Below are 19,625 nucleotides of genomic sequence, written 5' to 3' on the forward strand. Positions count from 1 at the left end.
ATTAATTAATCACTATATATAAAAGATAAAATGGCATTACAGCCCTAACTCTGGAAAATTTATATGTAAGAACCCATCTCTTTATAAAAAGATTAATATCACCCTTGAACAATGCCGATATTGCATGTTTATATCCTATTAGAGAAATATAATTTTTGGCATGAAAAGTTAATTCTTCTTTATTTCTTGAGTAATACTCTAATGGATATGGAACTGAATTAACTCGAGCTCCTCTGGACTCATCTTCTATTTGATTAACTATACATAAAGATTCAGTATCACAAACGACTTTCCCTTTTAAAGCTAAGCTAATCCAGACATACAAGTCTTCTCCTGCCGTAACACCTTCTGGAAACAAATTCCCTTGTTCAAGCTTACTCTTTTTAATGCAAACTTTTGAACTTTTAGCTACACTTCCAACCAGTGAAGACTTAAAAAAGTCATCCACATAGCCTTGAAAGCCACTCTTTAACCCATGTTTAGGCTTAAATCTTCCCGTTTTTCTCACAACTTCATGCCCCAAGCAATACATACTTGCATCAGGATAATTATAAATTAATTCATGAACCTTAGAGATAAATTCTTTTTTCCACAAATCATCGGCATCCAAGAGGCATATATACTCGAAGCTCGCAAGGCTTATTCCTTTATTCCTTGCAACCGAAACACCTTGATTTTCTTGTTCAAAAAGTATGATATTATGATCTTTATTATTTTCAATTACATTTTTAACAACATTTACAGAGTTATCTTTAGAACCGTCATTTATAATTATAATCTCATCAACTTTCTTAGACTGATTAATGACGGACATCAAACAACTTTCAATCAACTCTTCTTTATTATACAATGGTATAACAACTGAAACACCTAACTTCATAATTATATTATCCAATAAGTTTCATTTGATTAATTTTCACATCATGACTAACTGAAGACATATAAACCTTTACAGCCAGAATTATATGCAAAATAACTTCAGACAAGCTAAATATAGCCACCACTGACAATTCATCTAATTCAAACGATGCTGAAAAAATAAAAACCAAACATCTAACAATAATACTAACAACCTCAAAAACCAAATACCATCTTTGAAGTCCCAATACTGGAATAGCAGCTACAACTGGTCGAGTAATCAAAACCAAATATAGCCATAAAGTAAGCCATTGCGCATAAGAACCTGATGTTCTCCATTTTTCACCGAAAGCAATAGAAAAAATATCAGGACCATAAATAAAAATTATCAGGGATGGGACTAAACCTAGTAAAAACAATATAAACATCGTTTTTAACAAGAGGTTGGAGCAACATTTCAAGTTAACGACCAAATCATTAAAATTAGGATAAAAAACATTCTGAAGAGAGTTACCTAAAAGCCTAATGGGTACGTTTAATATGGTTCTAGTCAATGCATAATAGCCAGCTGAAACAGGAGAAAACAAAGAAGCAAATAGAATAACAGGCACACTTTGAGAAAGAGCATTTATAATCATCTGAGGTGCTCGATAACAAGGAAACTCCCTATATTCATATATAATTTCCTTAAAATCATTTGGCAACTTAATAAATCCAAAACTAAAGAAGCCAAACATTCCTAATTTATTTAAAGTAATAACTCTGATAGCTGAGCTAGCAACATGGATTACCAATAGAAACTTAGTTATTGGATTTAAAAAACCCAATAGGGCTTGTCCACCATAATTCAAAAAGGAGTGTAATATGGAAATAGAAGCTATTGTTTTAAAATCGCCTTTTCGTATTAATAACTGGTGTGAAACGTCAAGCCACCCTCCCATTAGCATTCCTATAGGAATTAAGTACATAAAATCAATCAACTTACCATCACTGATTTGATTAAAAACATACTCACCAAAACAAAAAATAATAACAAAAGAAAAAAGGAACACAATCAACGAGGTTAATATTGATAATCTAGCCAAATTAATTGCTTTTCTTTCGTCTTTGGGAAGCACAATTGCACCAGGAAAACCAAAGGTAGATAATGGAATTAAAACTCCAAGACAAGCAATAAAAACACCTAATATTCCATAAGCCTCTGGACCATAGAATCTTGTGATAATAGGTATAAATAAAATACCTATTACCTGAGACCCCGCACTTCCTGACATAAGAATAAGAACATTCCTTATCATTTTATGATTCAATAATCTGTGAAATATGTCTTTAGTCATTATAGAACTTCATTTTTATACCATTTCATGGCGACACTTATACCTTTCAATACTTTGAACTCTGGTAAGTAATCTAGCTTATTTTTAGCTTTTGATATCTCAGCCTGAGAATGCCTCACATCTCCTGCTCGAAAATCACGATATTTAGGCTCAGCATCGACTAGAACACCATTATCGTTCAGCGCATTTTTAATTGCATAGTATAGTTCATTTAATGTGGTTCTATCACCAACAGCTACGTTGTATACTTCGTCTTTTGCGTCTTCTTTTGCCGTTGCTGCTAACAGGTTCATTTGAACAACGTTATCGATATAGCAAAAATCTCGGCTTGTTTCACCATCACCATTAATGTAGACATCTTCACCATTGATCATTGCTGCTGTCCATTTTGGAATTACCGCAGCGTAAGCGCCGTTAGGATCTTGTCGACGACCAAATACATTAAAATAACGAAGCCCTATCGTTTTAAAACCGTAAGTGCGGGCGTATACACCGGCATAAAGCTCATTTACGTATTTAGTTACCGCATAAGGAGAAAGCGGGTTACCGATGTTTTCTTCCACTTTCGGCAGTGCTGGATGGTCACCGTATGTCGAGCTGCTTGCAGCATAAGTAAAGCTGCTTACCCTTTCTTCTTTTGCGGCGTCCAGCATATTTAAAAAGCCGGTGATGTTCGCTGCGTTTGTGGTTAGTGGATCAGCGATAGAGCGAGGTACAGAACCGAGTGCTGCTTGGTGTAGTACGTAATCAACACCTTTTACGGCTTGTTGGCATGTTTTCGGCTCACGGATGTCTCCTTCAATAAGGGTAAAACGATCCCACTGTGCTTCACTTACTAGACCTTTAACTTCATCTAAGTTGTGTTGATGGCCTGTCGCGAAGTTATCTAAACCCACTACGGTTTGATCAAGCTTGAGTAATTTTTCCAGTAGGTTTGAGCCAATAAAGCCCGCAACACCCGTTACTAACCACGTCTTTGGTGATTCAACTAGTTCTTGTTGGATTTGTTCGTATTTGGTCATTGTGTTTTCCGTGTGGGGAAGGTCTAAGATCTATGTAACCTACATCTATACCGATATAAGTTTGTGTAAGGCGTTCCCCTAAAACGCTTTTAGCGTAATAAAGAAACCGCGCTTCTTCTTTCGCGGTTTCTCTTTGAAAGCCTTCAGCGATATTTGAAGGAACAGACAGAGCCGAGTGTGTTATTTGGTCTTTAAATCCATAACCTTAGCAATCTCGCATGAATGTATAAACGAGGTTCGCCAAGCGTGATGACCACTTCCAAACTTCTAACTGTTCGAATTTCATGGTTCGGCTCTGAAGCTCTAGATTCTAGGTCCTTATAGACGCATATCTACGCTTTCTTTATCTAGAACGTATTTCAGGTCGTACAATACGTGTTCTGGTTTACCCAAAGTACGAATTTTCTCAACACCCATTTCTTTAAATTCGTTATGAGAGACCGCCATGATGATCGCGTCGTAATGACCTTGCTTTTCTTTTTCGCAAAGCGTTAAGCCATATTCATGCTGCGCTTCATCATTTGAACACCAAGGGTCCATAACATCGACGTTGATGTTGTACTCTTTTAGCTCAGAGATAATATCCACCACTTTGGTATTGCGTAGGTCTGGGCAGTTTTCTTTAAATGTTAGGCCCATAACAAGTACGTTTGCGCCTTCTACGTGAATACGTTTTTTCAGCATTTTTTTCACCAGCTGAGAAACAACGTATTGCCCCATACCATCGTTTAGGCGTCGGCCAGCCAAAATCATTTCAGGATGGTAGCCTACTGCTTGCGCTTTATGCGTTAGGTAGTACGGATCAACACCAATACAGTGACCGCCTACCAAACCTGGACGGAATGGTAAGAAGTTCCATTTAGTGCCTGCCGCTTCTAACACTTCTAGCGTATCGATACCAAGCTTGTTGAAGATGATTGATAGCTCGTTGATTAATGCAATGTTTACATCACGCTGTGTGTTTTCAATTACTTTGGCAGCTTCGGCTACTTTAATTGATGACGCTTTGTGTGTACCTGCAGTGATGATGGTTTTGTATAGCTGGTCGACAAACTCTGCGACTTCTGGCGTTGAGCCACTTGTTACTTTAAGAATGTTCGTGACTCGGTGTTCTTTATCACCCGGGTTGATTCGTTCTGGAGAGTAGCCTGCGAAAAAGTCTTGGTTAAACTTAAGGCCAGAAACACGCTCAACAACGGGAATACAATCTTCTTCTGTTGCACCTGGGTATACGGTTGATTCATAAACGATGATATCGCCCTGATTTACTACTGTACCCAACGCTTCTGAAGCTTTAATAAGAGGCGTTAAATCCGGTTGTTTGTGTTCGTCAATTGGAGTAGGAACGGTAACAATGTAAACATTGCACTCTTTGAGTTCTTGAAGAGAGGAAGTATAAGAAAGGTATTTTGCTTCTGCTAATTCATTATCGCTGCATTCTAATGTGCTATCGCGTCCGGCAGAGAGTTCATCGATACGATCTTGGTTGATATCGAAGCCAATCGTTGGTGATTTTTTGCCAAATTCCACTGCAAGTGGTAAACCAACGTAACCTAAGCCAATGATGCCAACTCTGGCGTTTTCTAATGAAAAGTTCATTTTTAGTTCCTAGCAAGTTTAGATTTTTAGAACGCCTTTAGGTCTGGTTAGGGTAACCAAAGGCGTAGATAGACGAAGGACGCACAGGGCATCCCTTGAGAAGTTCTTAATACTTGTAAGAGTGATTTGTATTCGAATAGCGAATATGGATGTTTTAGGCATGCCGTAGACACGTTGATAGAGCACATGAGTATATGTGCAACGAGAACACTCTACGGAACTAGATACGTGGACGGTAAATAGAAGGGAGGAACCTTATGCCTAGCCAATTATCACTCAAAAACTGTCATCGCAGCTTTGAATTGCCCCTCTGACGTAATGGGACATTTAGTTAATTATTTGTTTAGGCGCACTTTTTATAAAAGCCGACCTTGCCAGAAATGCAACTATGTGCTTAATTGTATTTATATTTATCTGGTGACATTTTTATGTCACTTAGAGAGCTTTGTTTTGCTTTTTGGCACGCTACCGCCCTTAGGTCTGGCTCCTAAAGGCAGTGCATTTGGTTTTTTATCATTTGTGCTCAAGGCAAAGGATTGTATAGCAAACAGGTTGCAACGAAAAGTACAAGACTGACAAAAAAATGGCTTTTTTATGACAACTAACCAAGATATGAGGTGTCAGTTTAACCAGAAAATCGTAAATTCTACCTACCTAAAGCGCGTTTTATAATACGCATTTATTCGTTTATATTTATTACAAAATGCAAAAAGTTGCCTATGTGGAATATGCATCACAATTTAATGCAACTTAAAGCACCGCTTAACACTCCCCTAGCATTTTGACTCCTACTTTCGTGTTTATCTGGTCGGTTACCCTCCCTCTTCTTTCTTCGATTCATTACATTGATGCCTATGAAAAGGAGATAGCTATGAAAGTACTTCATCATGGTGGGAAGGATACGGTGACGGGCTCTTGTCACGAACTGCGACTTGAGCAAGGGAGCATTTTGATCGACTGCGGGTTATTTCAAGGTAAAGATGCATTGGTAGGTCGTAATGATCGTTCGCTGGCTATAGAGTTTCCTTTAACCAAGGTAAAAGCGCTGGTACTGACCCATGCTCATATTGACCATATAGGCCGATTACCATGGTTACTCGCTGCTGGTTTTAAAGGCAAAATCTACTGCACACAAGCAACTGCTGAATTGGTCCCTCTTATGTTAGAGGACGGATTAAAGCTACAGCTGGGTTTAGGCAAACATCAACGGCAACATATATTAAATCTAATTAAGCAACGATTGGTGCCATGTCAGTACAATACATGGCTTCCTCTTAAGGGGTTGGCTTATATACGCTTTCAACCTGCGGGCCATATTTTAGGTTCTGCTTATTTGGAATTTAAACTCTCAAATAATGACGTAGTGGTATTTTCTGGTGATCTCGGTCCCAGTGATACGCCTTTACTCCCAGATCCGAAACCTCCTGAAAAAGCAGACTATTTGTTTATTGAGTCGACCTATGGTGATAAGCAACATGAAAGCGTGAAAAGTAAAAGTACTCGATTGCTCTCTATTATCGAACATGCGCTGGAAGATGGTGGTGTGATTGTTATTCCTGCTTTTAGTGTCGGTAGGACACAAGAACTGTTATTCGATATCGAACAGCTTCTGCACCAGGAGTCTTTACATGGTGCCCTACCAATTATTCTTGATTCGCCTTTAGCACGAAAAGTGACAAAGACTTATCGGCGCTTTAAAAAACTTTGGGGTAAAGAAGCAAAAAGGCGTTTGGAGCAACATCGTCATCCTCTCGGGTTTGAACAATGTATTACGATTGAGACTCATGCTGAACATATGAGATTGGTGAATCGTCTGGCGAGCACTTCTGAACCGGCTATTGTGGTTGCTGCTTCTGGGATGTGCGAAGGTGGTCGAGTGGTGAATTACCTCAATGCGTTGTTACCAGATAGTCGTAATGATGTGCTGTTTGCTGGCTATCAAGCAGAAGGAACGCTAGGGAGAGAAATTCAAGAGGGTGCGAGTGAGGTTGATATCGAAGGAAAGAAAATTAAAGTGAAAGCTCAAATACATACGATGTCTGGCTATTCTGCTCATGCAGATCAATCCGATCTAATTCGCTTTGTAGAAGGAATTAATCCACCACCGAAAGAAGTGCATTTAATTCATGGTGAAAATAAAGTAAAAAGAGCCCTACAATCCAACTTAACAGAAAAAGGCTCCACCGTTGTTAAATAAGCGTCAGCTACTTACCGTTACATGTGTCTTACCAATTTGAAATCGCTTTCTAATCCAGCAGGTAATACGCCAAATGTAGCTAATGATGAAGACATAACATGTAAATGCTAATAAAAAGAGTATCAACATGACGTGTTCATGCACCTGAAACACCTGCCCTAAAATTCCAAACGCGGCAAACAATAGCGCCCAGAAGGTAATGAATGCTAAAGTTTGTCGCGATGACAAACCCAACCGCATACATATGTGGTGAAGATGTAAACGATCTGCCTTAAAAGGAGACTGTTTCTTCCTTAAACGACGTAGCATGACCATTGCCATATCCATTAAAGGAACGGCAATTAGCCATAAGGCCGTGACAGGCTTCATTAAAATAGCTTGTACCTCATTAGAAATACTTTGCGAGCTATGTATTAGTAACCAAACGATAGTAAAACCAATCAGAAAGCTTCCTGAGTCTCCCATAAATACCTTAAATGAGCGCTTAGGGATCAGCTCTAGGTTACACAATATGTACGGGAACATGGAAAGCACAAAGATAAAACAGAATATTGTTAGCTTTACTTCTCCAGCTTGGTAAAACATGAACCCTAAAGCTAAAAATGTGATTGATGCTAAAGACGCCAATAAACCATCAATTCCATCGACCATATTAAATGCTGTAATACAACCAATGATAGCAATCGTTGTTAGCAAAACATTTGCACTGCCTACGTTGAGTACCCCAAATCCAAATAGATTGCCAAGCTCTGTAAGCGCAATCCCTTCACCAAGTGTAAGCCAAACGGATATAACGGTAATGACGCACAGCCTGAAAGAAGCGCTGATGTCTAACTTGTCATCTATTGTGCCGATAATAGTCAGTATTAAACCACATGCAAGAAAGTCTTGCTGATTTGGCAAAAGTTGTCCTTCAAACATACTTGCTAAAGTAATCGTGACAAAGAGGGACAAACCGCCTATTACAGGTACATCTCCAATATGCTTTTTGCGACATGATGGTCTATCGACGAAGTCATGGGCAAGAGCAAGCTTCCTGAAAGTAAACAAGCTAATAAAAGACACACTGACAGTAAGTAAAACGAGAGAGATCAAACCAAGTTCCGTTGTGATAAGTATAGTTATAAGAAACATTTTGCGGCTTTCATTAAATCATCTGATTTAGCTAAACTTGCTTGCACGCGGTTTGTGATCTAACAGGCATTAGTTCCTGCGTTTATCAAAATCACCTACTAATTGTATATCAAATAAATTCTCTTGAATTAGATTTTATACAAAAAAGCAAGCTCAAATGCGCTTGCTTTTATAAATAGCTAGTTTTAAACAAAGCCAAACTTAGTTATGTGACGATTAGACAACGTTTAAAAATCAAAACTAGTGATTATTTGATATCAATTGCACTAAAGCTCTTAACTAGGTCATCGACTTGCTTAACCTGAGATAAGAACTGCTCTAGTTTCGCCAACGGGAACGCAGACGGGCCGTCACATTTTGCTTTATTCGGTTCAGGGTGAGCTTCCATAAACAGACCAGCAATCCCGGTTGCCATACCAGAAAGAGCTAACTCAACCGTTTGTTCACGACGTCCGCCTGACGCGGCACCAGAAGGGTCTCGCATTTGCAATGAGTGCGTCACATCAAAAATGATTGGGCTACCTTGCGATGCTTTTTTCATTACCCCAAAGCCAAGCATATCAACAACTAGGTTATCATAACCATGACAAGCACCACGTTCACACAGGATTATACGATCGTTCCCACACTCGCCAAACTTTTCTACAATATTGCCTACTTGGCCCGGGCTCATAAACTGGGGTTTCTTGACGTTGATCACCGCACCAGTTTTAGCCATCGCTTCTACAAGATCTGTCTGACGAGCTAAAAATGCAGGTAGCTGAATCACATCCACCACTTCAGCAACTGGCTGTGCTTGAGCTTCGGTATGAACATCAGTGATAATTTTCACACCAAATGTATCTTTCAACTCTTGGAAAATTTTCATCCCTTCATCAAGACCTGGACCACGATAAGAGTGCACAGAGCTACGGTTCGCTTTATCAAATGACGCCTTGAAAACATACGGAATACCAAGCTTTTCCGTTACTTTTACGTAGTACTCACAAATCTGCATCGCTAAGTCACGCGATTCTAGGACATTCATACCACCAAATAGAGTGAATGGTTTGTCATTCGCAACTTCAATATGACCGATGTTTACGGTTTTCTGGTTCATTGGGGTTTCCGTTTTTATCTTAATGAATATATTTATTTAGCTAGTAGAACATGACGAACACGTTCTAAATCTTCAAGAGTGTCAATACCGTGCTCAGGCTCCTCACTTGCCTCATCAATGACGATTTCGACGCCGTGAGCTAACGGACGTAACTGCTCCAGTTTCTCTAAAGACTCAAGAGGATGCTCAGTAAGTTGAGTAATCGCTTTTAACGTCTTTACTCGATAGGCATATAAACCGATATGTCGGAAATAGTCGCCTTGTGGCAATTCAGCCATTTCAGTAGAGAACTCATCACGCGAGTAAGGAATTGGAGCTCGACTAAAGTAAAGGGCTTTGCATCTTTCGCCTTGAGCTACTTTTACCACGTTAGGGTTGATAAAATCTTTTACATGCTTAATGCGCTGCATTAGTGTCGCAATGCCAGCGTTACTATGGGCATCAAGCAGGGCTGAGACTTGCCGTAACAGCGCGATCGGCATCAGTGGCTCATCTCCTTGGAGGTTTACCACGATATCATCATCAGCAAAGTTTAGCTTGATCGCGGCTTCAGCTAAGCGATCGGTGCCGGAATTGTGTTTCTCCGAGGTCATGACCGCCGTTGCACCAGCCTGACTGACAACATCAAAAATATCTTGATTATCTGTCGCTACGTAGACCGAGTCTGTCAAGGTCAGGGCACGCTCTACAACATGTGCAATCACTGGCTTGCCCACCAGATCCAGCATGAGTTTGCCAGGCAATCGGCTTGAACCGAAGCGAGCTGGAATAACAATATGAATATTAGACATTAACGTTCCATCTTTGTGAGTGACGTTGATTAGAAATAAAAGACAGATCTAAGATCGGATAAATCGCTTGAGCGTATTTTTAGCTTTCTTCACTGCGAGTAACAACTGTAGCTTGGTATCTTTGACTTGCACTTTTCCAGCTTTCATTTGTGCTACACGAGTCACCGCCTGTTCTGCTGTCATCGTTTGACGCGTAACAGGATCCACATAAGTCGGGTATTCTATCAAGGCAAAATAAGCCAAGCTTTCGACCGAATGAGAACGCGTTCTTCTTGCACAATTCAGTTTATCATTAGTCAGTCCCCAGCCCGCATAAAACGGTAAACCGTAACAGGTGACGCTCTTGCCTCGTAACAATGCTTCAAACCCGGTTAAGGACGTCATGGTATGAACCTCATCAACTATTTCTAATAAGCTTGCCATTGAAGCCTGGGGTTCAACATGGTCGGCTACGTGAATGAAATCTCCCTGCCAATTACCGTTGTCTCGCTGGCCGACCAAAACATCGGGATGTGGCTTATAAATAATGTAGGCATCAGGCTCGGCCGTCCTTACAGCTTTAAGAAGCGCCTCGTTGTGATAGGTCTCCGGTGAGCCATACTTGATTGACGCATCAGACTCTACCTGGCCCGGCACCAAAATGATCTTGCGACCTTTAGGTAAAGAAAGCGCACACTCGCTACCAACATTGTATTTCGTCAGGTTAGCGGTCAGCAGTTGAGCGATCAACGCCCGCGATCGCGCACAATCCCATGCAGTACAATCTTGGTTCTCCAACATATACTCTAAATCGCTGGGCTCTCGGACATCAAAGTAGATACCACGCGAATCGCACACAAGAGATACCGGACGATTAAAATGCACCCCTAACCCTACAGATCGGATAAAGCCATCTTCAATACAATAGCTGTTTTCATCCAACGACCCACGACCCCAGCGCAGCATTTCTTCCGCTTCGGAACTCACCTTCTCAAACCGCCAGGCTTTCAGGTAGTCACCAATCCATCGTTGTTTCCACCACGACAAGTTTGATATGGAAACTGTTCTAGAAGGTTTTGCCATAACTTTTAGAGTATCAGCAATATAACTGATAATGCGCTCAATCTCGCATCGCTCTCCAAGAATAGGATCTACATAGCGTGCATATTGTATATATGCTGCATAAAACAACTGTTCTAGCGAACGGTCAATGTTTCTGCGAGGACATTGCTGTATATCGTGCGTTAGTCCCCAACCGGCGTAAAACGGCATACCAAAACAATGAACACTAGCTCCGGCCAAGAGCGCCTCGAATCCCATCAAACTGGAAACGGTATAAACACTTTCAACGCTATCTAAAAAATCCCAAGGGTTTACTTTTTCCGTATGCAGCCGAATATTCGGATGCTCAAATGGTAGAGGGTAAAGAAAACCTCTCTTCTTTCCATGCACAACATCAGGATGAACTTTCACCCAAATTGTTTCGTCGGGATTTGCCTCGACAGCATGCTTCAGCATTTCCACAAAAGTATCTTGAGAGGCTTGCGCCCCCTCAACAGAAGCATCCCCCATAGTTTGATCAATGACCAGCACCTTGGGTTTTTCTTCTAATAAACTCTCATCACGCTGGCTTTGATTGTATTTCGAGAGTCGATACTGACGAATTGCGTCAATACATAAGCGACTGCGCACAAGCTCGTCAGAGCCTAAACCTTCACTTTCTTTGATCAGAATTTCAAGTTTCGATGGCTGTCTTGCATCATAATAGATGCCGACATCATCGACAACCAAACTCAGAGGCTGCGCGCCCGCCACTCCTAAGCCAATAGAACGCAGAAAACCATCTTCCAATGCTACGTAAGTAAGATCATGCTTTTCAGCATAATCTCTGGCTCGCTTTGCAGTGGCTTTAAAGCCCCACCCGACAACAACGTTGCAGCTATACAACCACCGAAAAATGGGCAAAACCAGCTTTGAACCTAAAAAACTTGTCAGATTCGAAATACGGATTATTCCTCTCGATAGTACTACTACCCTATTACACATAGTATTAATGGTATTCCACTTAACTAAAGCTTATTCTTTAGCTTTTTCTTAAATTTGTCGAAGTCTGTAAAAAAGTAAACGATACCATTTTTAATCTGACTTGCAGCCGACAGCTCAACCAACTCCTCAACGACAGCTGAATGCTCTACGTCAATGCCATTATTTTCGTTGGTCACTTCTTTGAGTGGCCTCACTTTTGTAACAAATGGAACTTTAGGATGTGGAGTAAATATTTCTTTTATGACTTTCTTCATACCAGATGGATTAACACTAAATAAGTGCTTCTCAAGATAGAGAGTCAAGAACAGCTCGTAATTATCATATTCATCCAATGTTAAAGACCCGCGTGTGGTGGTCAGGACATTTAGTACTTCTTGTATACTACGGCAATTGGATGTAAAACCAAAACCACTATAAAAAGCGTTACCCAAGATGACGGGCTTAATTCCATGACTCGCAGCTTCTATGCCCGACTGTGAGTTCAACAACACTACATGCTCAGATTCTTTCAACAACGTATCAATATCATAATCCTTTATAACCTTAATACGTTCTTTATCTGAAATTTCACTTTCGATAAATTTAACGATTTCTTGATATGTAATATCAAACTCACAGTTAGTTTTGTTTTCCTCCCAAGGGTGTGACTTGAAAACAATATTATAACCTGTATTTTCAACAATCTCTTTTATCAAAAGCTTATAGACATGAACTGTCGACAAATAACCAAACTTAGTTTCAATTACAGAGTAGTCATTGACTACCTGACCAAGAATAGTCACCAACTTACTCTCATTGTCGAACTTAATATCATCTAGTTCGGAATATGGTTGCGTAACATTTTTATTCTTGGATAGATTTAATTTATTTATTGCTTTAATTCGTGTGTTGTAAGGTGAATTATCATTATTTAAATCATCTAAGTGTTTTCTTTTTACTGCTAAAAGTTTAATGTCTGAATTATTAGCTAGATGAGAGTTTTTCTCTTCAATATAATAATCATTACCCGTTAAAGACGTCTCTGTTACAAACACTCGACTAATGGTGCTTTGACATGTTTTAACTAAAGCTTTAGAGTAAATATTGGATCCAGAAAAAGTAAAGATATGCGTATACTTTTTCTTATTTACCACTACTTTGTTATACCAAAAGTCCAACCAAAACAAAGCAGCAGACATATTCAATAACAATTCTTCCTTGCAATTGCTATATATATAACTGTACACTTCGCGAACATCGTCACTTAAATCAGACTTATACAGTTCCTTCATAGGTATGATATAAGCAAGCAACTCAGCTCTGGCAACCTCATAGACATTAACACCTCTTACTTCATAGCAAAATAACTCATTTTTATCTAACCTTTCTAACAGGTTATAATATCCACTTAAGCTGCTAAACTTATTCGTATAATCTCCATATAATGCCATCCAATCCTTATACTCTTGATTATACTCAACATCATAGTTTTGGTTTTCAACTGCTTCAATTAATGACTTAAAGTTGCGCTTGTGAAAATGAAGGTTATCTGAAAATAAAATCTTTGCTTTCATACTATCGTGCTACCATATCATTATAAACTTCATTATACATTTCCGCGACAGCTTCCCATGTAGGAGCAGTATTTGCGTACAACTTTGTATTTTCAAGCAGCTTTTCAAACTCATTACGATTTAAAGCCAGCTCCATTAACTTATCAGTGTCCTCTTCTGCATCTCCCGATAATATTAAGCCATTCACCATGTCTTTAACAAAATCAGGAATCATACCAATTGGAAAACCCGCTATTGGAGTTGATGATACTATGGCTTCAGGAACGTTAGCTGGCCCACCTTCAAAGCAGCTTAGCATTAATAAAATATCGATGTTCTGATACAAACTCTGAAACACTCTGTAGGGTAGGGATTCATATACCTGAACATCAAAACCATATTCTTTTAAAAGAAAATATTCTTCGCTGCGACCATCGCCAACTAAGATGAAATCAAATCGCTGATTATCTAATCGTTTGATGAGTTCTAAAAAGTATGCCTCTCCCTTAACACGTCGACCATAACGCTTCGATATTAATCCTAATGTGATTTTATCTTTTTTAATCTTTTCCAATGAATCACAAAATATATCTTTATTATAGCCATGCGGAATAACAAAAGTATGGTCAATGTTATGCTTTGAAAGAATCTCCTTTTGGATATTATTCAGACAAACAACAGCACTGGCATCTCTATAAACTTTAAGAAATTTTGGTAACGAAAGCCAAGGATCATTTTCCATCAAATCATGATGCACCGTTACGACACTGTTAGACATTAATTTTTTTTCTAAGTGAGGTCGGTGATAGTGATATATATCGGCATCCTCAATCGGATCTACTGACGTTATATGCTGATCCTCAGGGTCTGACTTGGACAAATACTCAATAAAAGATGTCAAGATATTACTATGAATATCTTGACTCATAACGTGATTTACGATCTTCATCTTAAAAAATTAAACCTTCTGGGAAATAGCCTTCAACTAACATTGGATTCTTAACTTTAACAGTTTTATCCTTTAAATCTGGGCTTAAAAACACTCTACAATAAACGAAGTCTTTGTGGTCTAGATAGACATTAGAAAATATCTCACTAGTATAAACTCGGGTATAATCACTTGAACTAACCGACTTAGAGTTGGAGTGAAAATACTCTTCTTTTGTCCTGCCCCCTAAAGTTAAGAAAGCAGAGCCTTGTTCAACTGATATATCTGCAAAAAATGTCAAATACTTACTACTCGCAGAAATATCATTAAGAAAACTTTCCTTCTCTGGATGTGTAGAAATATATGTATTTTTGCTATTCACATTACGGACATCTAAAACCGCTTCTTCGTTATTTACTTTTACTTCAATATTTGAATCATTTTCAACTCTAGACCACCAATCTTGATAGAATTTCTCATTGTTTATCAATTTCGTAGGTATAATGTCTAATTTAAAATTCTGTTTCTTTAATAAATTATACTTTGAATCTAGCTTAGGAGATATCAGCTCCCAATCCCTGCCGTTAAAATAACAAAGTGCTCCTGATAGTTTTCCATTAGAGTCATACAAACCTATATCTGAAAAATGAACAGGCTCCAGATTATTTTCGTAACTGCTTCTCTCATGCCACACTATCGAATTATTATGATAATTTCTCAATCTAGAACTATTTTCCAAATCGATATTTATATTCTTTCTTCTGTTTTTATTGCTATTTTTTTCGTTTAGAGCGACTGACTTTATCTTTCTGAACTGATAAATAAGCTCACAAGTTTCTATTAAAACATCCACATTATTTCCAATGTAGTTATCATGTTCATCATAGTCGAGTGTGTTAATTATTAGTTTTTTGTTATCAGAGCGAGTTCGAGCAAATAGGTCAACATTTTCCCTGTCTAATGGGTTGTGCCCATGTAGAATATACACTACTGAATCTTTCCAGTGATTCAAGCAATACTTTTCCAGCGCTATTTTTTGCGATGAAATCCTGTCAAAACTATTTCTTAACTCTTCCCAACATATGTCATAGGATAGCTCCAAGTTAATCTGAGGGTTAACAGAAAGTGCATTGCAATTAAATCTTAAAGCAAAAAGTATTGAAGAGTAGCCCGACATGGAAGAACCGTAAAAAATTATGTTTTTTGAATCATAATCTTCTGCTATTTCTTGAATAATTTTTCCATATGAATCATTATCATCCAAGTACCATGAGTTTTCAGGGTTATTTAGGAAAAGTAAACTATAATTAGTTCCCTCATAGAAGGTTTTTATAGACATATACCTTTCGCCTTGATTATGGGCGCTCATTACAATTATTAAGTGTTCATTTCTTTCAATGTACACATAGCTACGCCCATGCTTCTTTATTTCCTTACTTCTTACAAACTCTCTAAACTTCATATCCTTTTTTCTCGCTAAAGCTACAAGTGGTACACAAACACTAAACCCAGCCAATATGCTCTCGGATAATTCCTAATCCAAGTAAACCAATCGCCCAACTGACTAAACTTGCCAAGAATACAGTAATGATTGAACGCAGTCGCTGAGGCTCCGATGCCTCATCCGGAAGGGTTGGCTCAACGAAAGTTGCTAGATAACGGTGTTTTCTGGAGGTTTCTACGCGAGCTGCTTCTAAAGAAGCTAATGAAGATGTATAAGCTTTTTCTGCAAATGTTCGCTCAACAACCAAAGGCTCATAGTCTGCAAACACACCACTTAGTGCAGGCTGTGTATCCGTATCTCCTGCGATAGAATTTTTCTCATTTTGGATCTGCTGGGTTAATGCATTTGCCTTTCGAGTTAAATTAATAACTGATGGAGCTTTAGGATCCATGTAACTAGTCAAAGCGCTAAGTTCAGCTTGCGTCTTTGCCAGTTGAGCCTCCAACTCGCCTATCAGCATCATTTTAGAACTTGCAGTCTGTTTTGGATCTAGATCTTGAGCTTGAGTCCGAAATTCGTTCATCAAAGCTCGTACATTCGCAACTCTCTTTTCTGCTCTTTTCACTTCCTCTTCAGCAAAGAGGAGATCGTCTTTTCTTGCTTGCTCAGATAAATTATTTACTAGGATCTCACTTTGGTAAAGAACAGCCTTTGATAGATTTTTAGCATCTTGCGGAGAAAATGCTCTAACTTTAAGTGTGATTATTGTCGTTGTAGGGTCATAAGAGGCAGTGACAAATTTATTCCAATAAGCCAACATCTCTACTTGAGTTGGCTGTTTCCCTAAAGATGACATCCAATCAGCATCTGGATGATTAAACACTTGCTGTAAAGATACTCTTTTATTAACCTCTCTGACCATATCTAAAGAATGGATATAATCTTGAACTATGTAAGAGTCTGTTGAACTTCCACCTTGAGAAGGAATACCTGCAATGCCGCTCAGTAAATCAATCTGTTGCATTTCGTTCCCTTTAACTGAAAACCGAGCTTCAACAACATATTGCCCTGAGGCTATAAATGTATAATAAACAAGTGATATAAATGTAGGAAGTAACACGACTAAAATGAAACTTCTTTGTTTATTATTTCTATTTTTCCAGAACTTATTTAAGATCGTTTTGTGTTTTTTATTTAATTTCATTTTGATAATGTTAGATATTTATCGATCGCTTCGTTAATATCTTCGAAAAAGGTTAGTACCCCATCCGACAATACTAATCCCATATCACAGTGCTCTTTTAACGTAGGCATACTATGAGATACCATAATTAAACTAGATTTCTCACTTCTATCTTTAAATTCCACTCGGCACTTCTCTTGAAACCTTCTATCACCAACGCCGGTAATTTCATCAACCAGATAACAGTCAAAGTCCATTGCCATTGATAACCCAAAAGCTAACCTAGCTTTCATACCAGAACTGTAGCTTCTAATTGGCATATCAAGATAATCGCCAAGCTCTGAAAATTCGCGGACAAAAGCAGTGACCTCTTTAATATTTGCACCATATATACGACTAACAAACCTTAAATTTTCAGCACCAGTAAGTGAACCGTTAAAACCACCAGCAAACCCCAAAGGCCAAGACATTTTTACTTTTCTCTTGATGACTCCTGTAGTCGGCGCTTCAGAACCAGCAATCATCCTTAGCAAAGTTGATTTCCCAGCACCATTTACTCCCAGAAGACCAATATTACGGCCTTTAGGAAAGCTTACAGTACACGGTTTCAAAACTTCTTTTTTCCCTTTTGGAGTACTATAGCTCTTTGAAACATTGAACAGCTCAATCATAAGTTACGTGCTTGCTCTTTTGTATATTGCGTTAATGCCAATCCTATCAACAGCATTCCTGCAGAACAGGATATAGCATAATGATGATTTATATAAACGTTTTGATAAGTAGAAAAGAAACCACTTCTAACCCATTCAACATATTGGAACAATGGATTCCACTGAAGATATTCTCTGGCTTGAGGAGGCAAACTAGCTGCTGTAAAGAAAATACCAGAGATAAAATAAAGAGGCCTGTTTATCGCACTAAACAACTTGTCCCAACTATCAAAATAAATTCGAATTGCGGAGTTCGTCATTCCTAAGCCGACAGAAAATAGAACTAGTGTAATTAATCCCATTAAAACATTAAAGAGATCATAAATCGCTAATGCTTTCCCTATTAGCTGTAGAGATACTATTATCAAGGCAAATACAACTAGCATAGTAATCGATTCAAGTAGAGCTCTCCCCATAAGAACATCAAAAGGTGTAACATGCGGATATGCGAGTAGGGCTTGATTAGCCCCTAGGGCTCCCGATAACCTATTTGCGATATTGCTATATATAAGCCAAGGTACTATTCCTGTTGTAAAAAAAATAGCCAAATCACCTCCAACTGGTGACTTTCTTCCTAACGCGGAGAATATGGCTACTAAGATAAGAACTTGGGTTAATGGTTCAAATAAAGCCCACAGATAACCAATCCTACTCTTACCATATTTTCCGAGCGCTTCACGCAAAATAAGGGCGTACAAGACTCGCCCTTGCACTCTTAAAGCCTGTCTTAGGTCTTTCATTACATATTAAAGATTTGGATTAGTCCGACAACCTTGCTCTCATCGTCCAAAACAACTAAAGATGAGATCGAGAACTGGCGCATTTTCTCCTCTGCATCTGCTAACATTTCGGTGTCATAGCAAGTTTTAGGTTCAACAGTCATTACATCGCCGGCTTTTAAACTATTAAATTCGGCTTCTTTCGCCAGTGCACGGCGTAAATCACCGTCAGTGATAATACCTTTCAATCCATTGTTTTCAATAACAATGGCCACACCTCTACGCCCCTCGTTCATTTTAATGATAACAGAAGTCATTGAATCGCTAACGTCAACTAATGGCAAATTTTCAGCGTTCATTTCGTCACGAACACGAGTCAATAAACGTCTACCCAAGGACCCTCCAGGGTGAAAACGAGCAAAGTCATTGGGCATAAATTGGCGCATTTTCATCAACGCAACGGCTAACGCATCGCCCAAGGCAATAGTAAGGGTTGTTGACGTGGTTGGTGCTAAATTGTTAGGGCAAGATTCTTGGATCTGTGCTAGAAGCAATGTGGCATCAGAGTTGCGACTCATCGTAGAATCAATTCTTCCGGTAATAGAGATAACCTTATTGCCAAATGACTTCAATGAAGGAATCAATTGCAATACTTCATCCGTTTCACCACTATTAGAAATCAGAACTATTACATCCTCTTTAGTGATCATACCTAAATCACCATGGAATGCTTCACTTGGATGTAAGAAGAAACTTGGCGTACCCGTTGATGCTAGGGTGGCAGAAATTTTCTTGCCTACATGACCCGACTTACCCATTCCACATACAATGACATGACCTTGGCAGTCAATAATATAAGAAATAGCCTTTTGATATTGCTCAAAGTCAATACTCTTAGCCATCTCATTTAATGCATTGGCCTGATGCTTAAACGTCTCAGCAACCGACGCTAAAACCGGCTTTTGTTCATCCGAAATGGAATAATAGTCATTAATATCTAGTGTTTTCATGAACGTGCTCTCCCCAACCAAAGTTAACATACTGTAT

The 19,625-nt window shown here is 38.8% G+C and carries 17 protein-coding genes; 1 reads left to right on the forward strand and 16 read right to left on the reverse strand.

Annotation, left to right across the window (positions count from 1 at the left end; translation table 11 throughout):
- Position 1: 1 nt before the first annotated feature.
- The 5 genes from VEA_RS00785 to tviB all read right to left on the reverse strand — a co-directional run bounded on the left by VEA_RS00785 (position 2) and on the right by tviB (position 4,816).
- Positions 2-880: a glycosyltransferase family 2 protein gene (locus VEA_RS00785; RefSeq protein WP_006742486.1), complete on the reverse strand. Its 879-nt coding sequence runs from the start codon at positions 878-880 to the stop codon at positions 2-4.
- Between the two features lie 7 nt (positions 881-887).
- Positions 888-2,132, reverse strand: a complete 1,245-nt coding sequence (locus VEA_RS00790) for a lipopolysaccharide biosynthesis protein (protein WP_229607890.1) — start codon at positions 2,130-2,132, stop codon at positions 888-890.
- Positions 2,133-2,194: 62 nt separating this feature from the next.
- Positions 2,195-3,217 (reverse strand): NAD-dependent epimerase/dehydratase family protein, encoded by a 1,023-nt coding sequence (locus VEA_RS00795; protein WP_006742488.1) that lies wholly within the window; start codon positions 3,215-3,217, stop codon positions 2,195-2,197.
- Entirely contained in the window at positions 3,180-3,401 is a 222-nt protein-coding gene (locus tag VEA_RS24660; protein ID WP_208855290.1) for a four helix bundle protein, read from the reverse strand. Before VEA_RS24660 ends, VEA_RS00795 begins: the two co-directional genes overlap by 38 nt.
- 134 nt (positions 3,402-3,535) lie before the next feature.
- Entirely contained in the window at positions 3,536-4,816 is a 1,281-nt protein-coding gene (tviB, locus tag VEA_RS00800) for a Vi polysaccharide biosynthesis UDP-N-acetylglucosamine C-6 dehydrogenase TviB (RefSeq protein WP_006742489.1), read from the reverse strand.
- 871 nt (positions 4,817-5,687) lie between these two features.
- On the opposite strand from tviB, the gene VEA_RS00805 reads away from it, so the two are divergent.
- Positions 5,688-7,013 (forward strand): MBL fold metallo-hydrolase RNA specificity domain-containing protein, encoded by a 1,326-nt coding sequence (locus tag VEA_RS00805; RefSeq protein WP_012841184.1) that lies wholly within the window; start codon positions 5,688-5,690, stop codon positions 7,011-7,013.
- A gap of 3 nt (positions 7,014-7,016) precedes the next feature.
- Here the strand turns inward: VEA_RS00805 and wecA are convergent, their stop codons facing one another.
- The 11 genes from wecA to VEA_RS00860 all read right to left on the reverse strand — a co-directional run bounded on the left by wecA (position 7,017) and on the right by VEA_RS00860 (position 19,588).
- Positions 7,017-8,147: a UDP-N-acetylglucosamine--undecaprenyl-phosphate N-acetylglucosaminephosphotransferase gene (wecA, locus tag VEA_RS00810; RefSeq protein WP_006742491.1), complete on the reverse strand. Its 1,131-nt coding sequence runs from the start codon at positions 8,145-8,147 to the stop codon at positions 7,017-7,019.
- A gap of 247 nt (positions 8,148-8,394) precedes the next feature.
- Positions 8,395-9,246: a 3-deoxy-8-phosphooctulonate synthase gene (gene kdsA, locus VEA_RS00815; protein WP_006742492.1), complete on the reverse strand. Its 852-nt coding sequence runs from the start codon at positions 9,244-9,246 to the stop codon at positions 8,395-8,397.
- Between the two features lie 32 nt (positions 9,247-9,278).
- Positions 9,279-10,037 carry a 3-deoxy-manno-octulosonate cytidylyltransferase gene (gene kdsB, locus VEA_RS00820; protein WP_006742493.1) on the reverse strand — a complete coding sequence of 253 codons (759 nt, stop codon included), beginning with the start codon at positions 10,035-10,037 and terminating at the stop codon, positions 9,279-9,281.
- Between the two features lie 48 nt (positions 10,038-10,085).
- Positions 10,086-12,062, reverse strand: a complete 1,977-nt coding sequence (locus VEA_RS00825) for a capsular polysaccharide biosynthesis protein (protein ID WP_006742494.1) — start codon at positions 12,060-12,062, stop codon at positions 10,086-10,088.
- A 23-nt stretch (positions 12,063-12,085) separates the two neighbouring features.
- Positions 12,086-13,615 carry a capsular polysaccharide export protein, LipB/KpsS family gene (locus tag VEA_RS00830; RefSeq protein ID WP_006742495.1) on the reverse strand — a complete coding sequence of 510 codons (1,530 nt, stop codon included), beginning with the start codon at positions 13,613-13,615 and terminating at the stop codon, positions 12,086-12,088.
- A gap of 1 nt (position 13,616) precedes the next feature.
- Positions 13,617-14,522 (reverse strand): glycosyltransferase family 4 protein, encoded by a 906-nt coding sequence (locus tag VEA_RS00835; protein ID WP_230198194.1) that lies wholly within the window; start codon positions 14,520-14,522, stop codon positions 13,617-13,619.
- Between the two features lie 22 nt (positions 14,523-14,544).
- Positions 14,545-16,038: a hypothetical protein gene (locus tag VEA_RS00840; protein ID WP_006742497.1), complete on the reverse strand. Its 1,494-nt coding sequence runs from the start codon at positions 16,036-16,038 to the stop codon at positions 14,545-14,547.
- Positions 16,025-17,170 (reverse strand): KpsE/RkpR family capsule polysaccharide export protein, encoded by a 1,146-nt coding sequence (locus VEA_RS00845; RefSeq protein ID WP_006742498.1) that lies wholly within the window; start codon positions 17,168-17,170, stop codon positions 16,025-16,027. Before VEA_RS00845 ends, VEA_RS00840 begins: the two co-directional genes overlap by 14 nt.
- Positions 17,167-17,820, reverse strand: a complete 654-nt coding sequence (locus VEA_RS00850; protein WP_006742499.1) for an ABC transporter ATP-binding protein — start codon at positions 17,818-17,820, stop codon at positions 17,167-17,169. The genes VEA_RS00845 and VEA_RS00850 overlap by 4 nt, the downstream gene beginning before the upstream one ends.
- A complete protein-coding gene (locus VEA_RS00855; RefSeq protein ID WP_006742500.1) occupies positions 17,817-18,599 on the reverse strand; it encodes an ABC transporter permease in 783 nt (260 codons plus the stop codon). The genes VEA_RS00850 and VEA_RS00855 overlap by 4 nt, the downstream gene beginning before the upstream one ends.
- Complete coding sequence (locus VEA_RS00860) at positions 18,599-19,588, reverse strand: KpsF/GutQ family sugar-phosphate isomerase (RefSeq protein WP_012841186.1); 990 nt, start codon at positions 19,586-19,588, stop codon at positions 18,599-18,601. The genes VEA_RS00855 and VEA_RS00860 overlap by 1 nt, the downstream gene beginning before the upstream one ends.
- Positions 19,589-19,625 lie beyond the last annotated feature (37 nt).

Source organism: Vibrio antiquarius (assembly GCF_000024825.1).
In the GTDB taxonomy this organism is placed as follows: domain Bacteria; phylum Pseudomonadota; class Gammaproteobacteria; order Enterobacterales; family Vibrionaceae; genus Vibrio; species Vibrio diabolicus.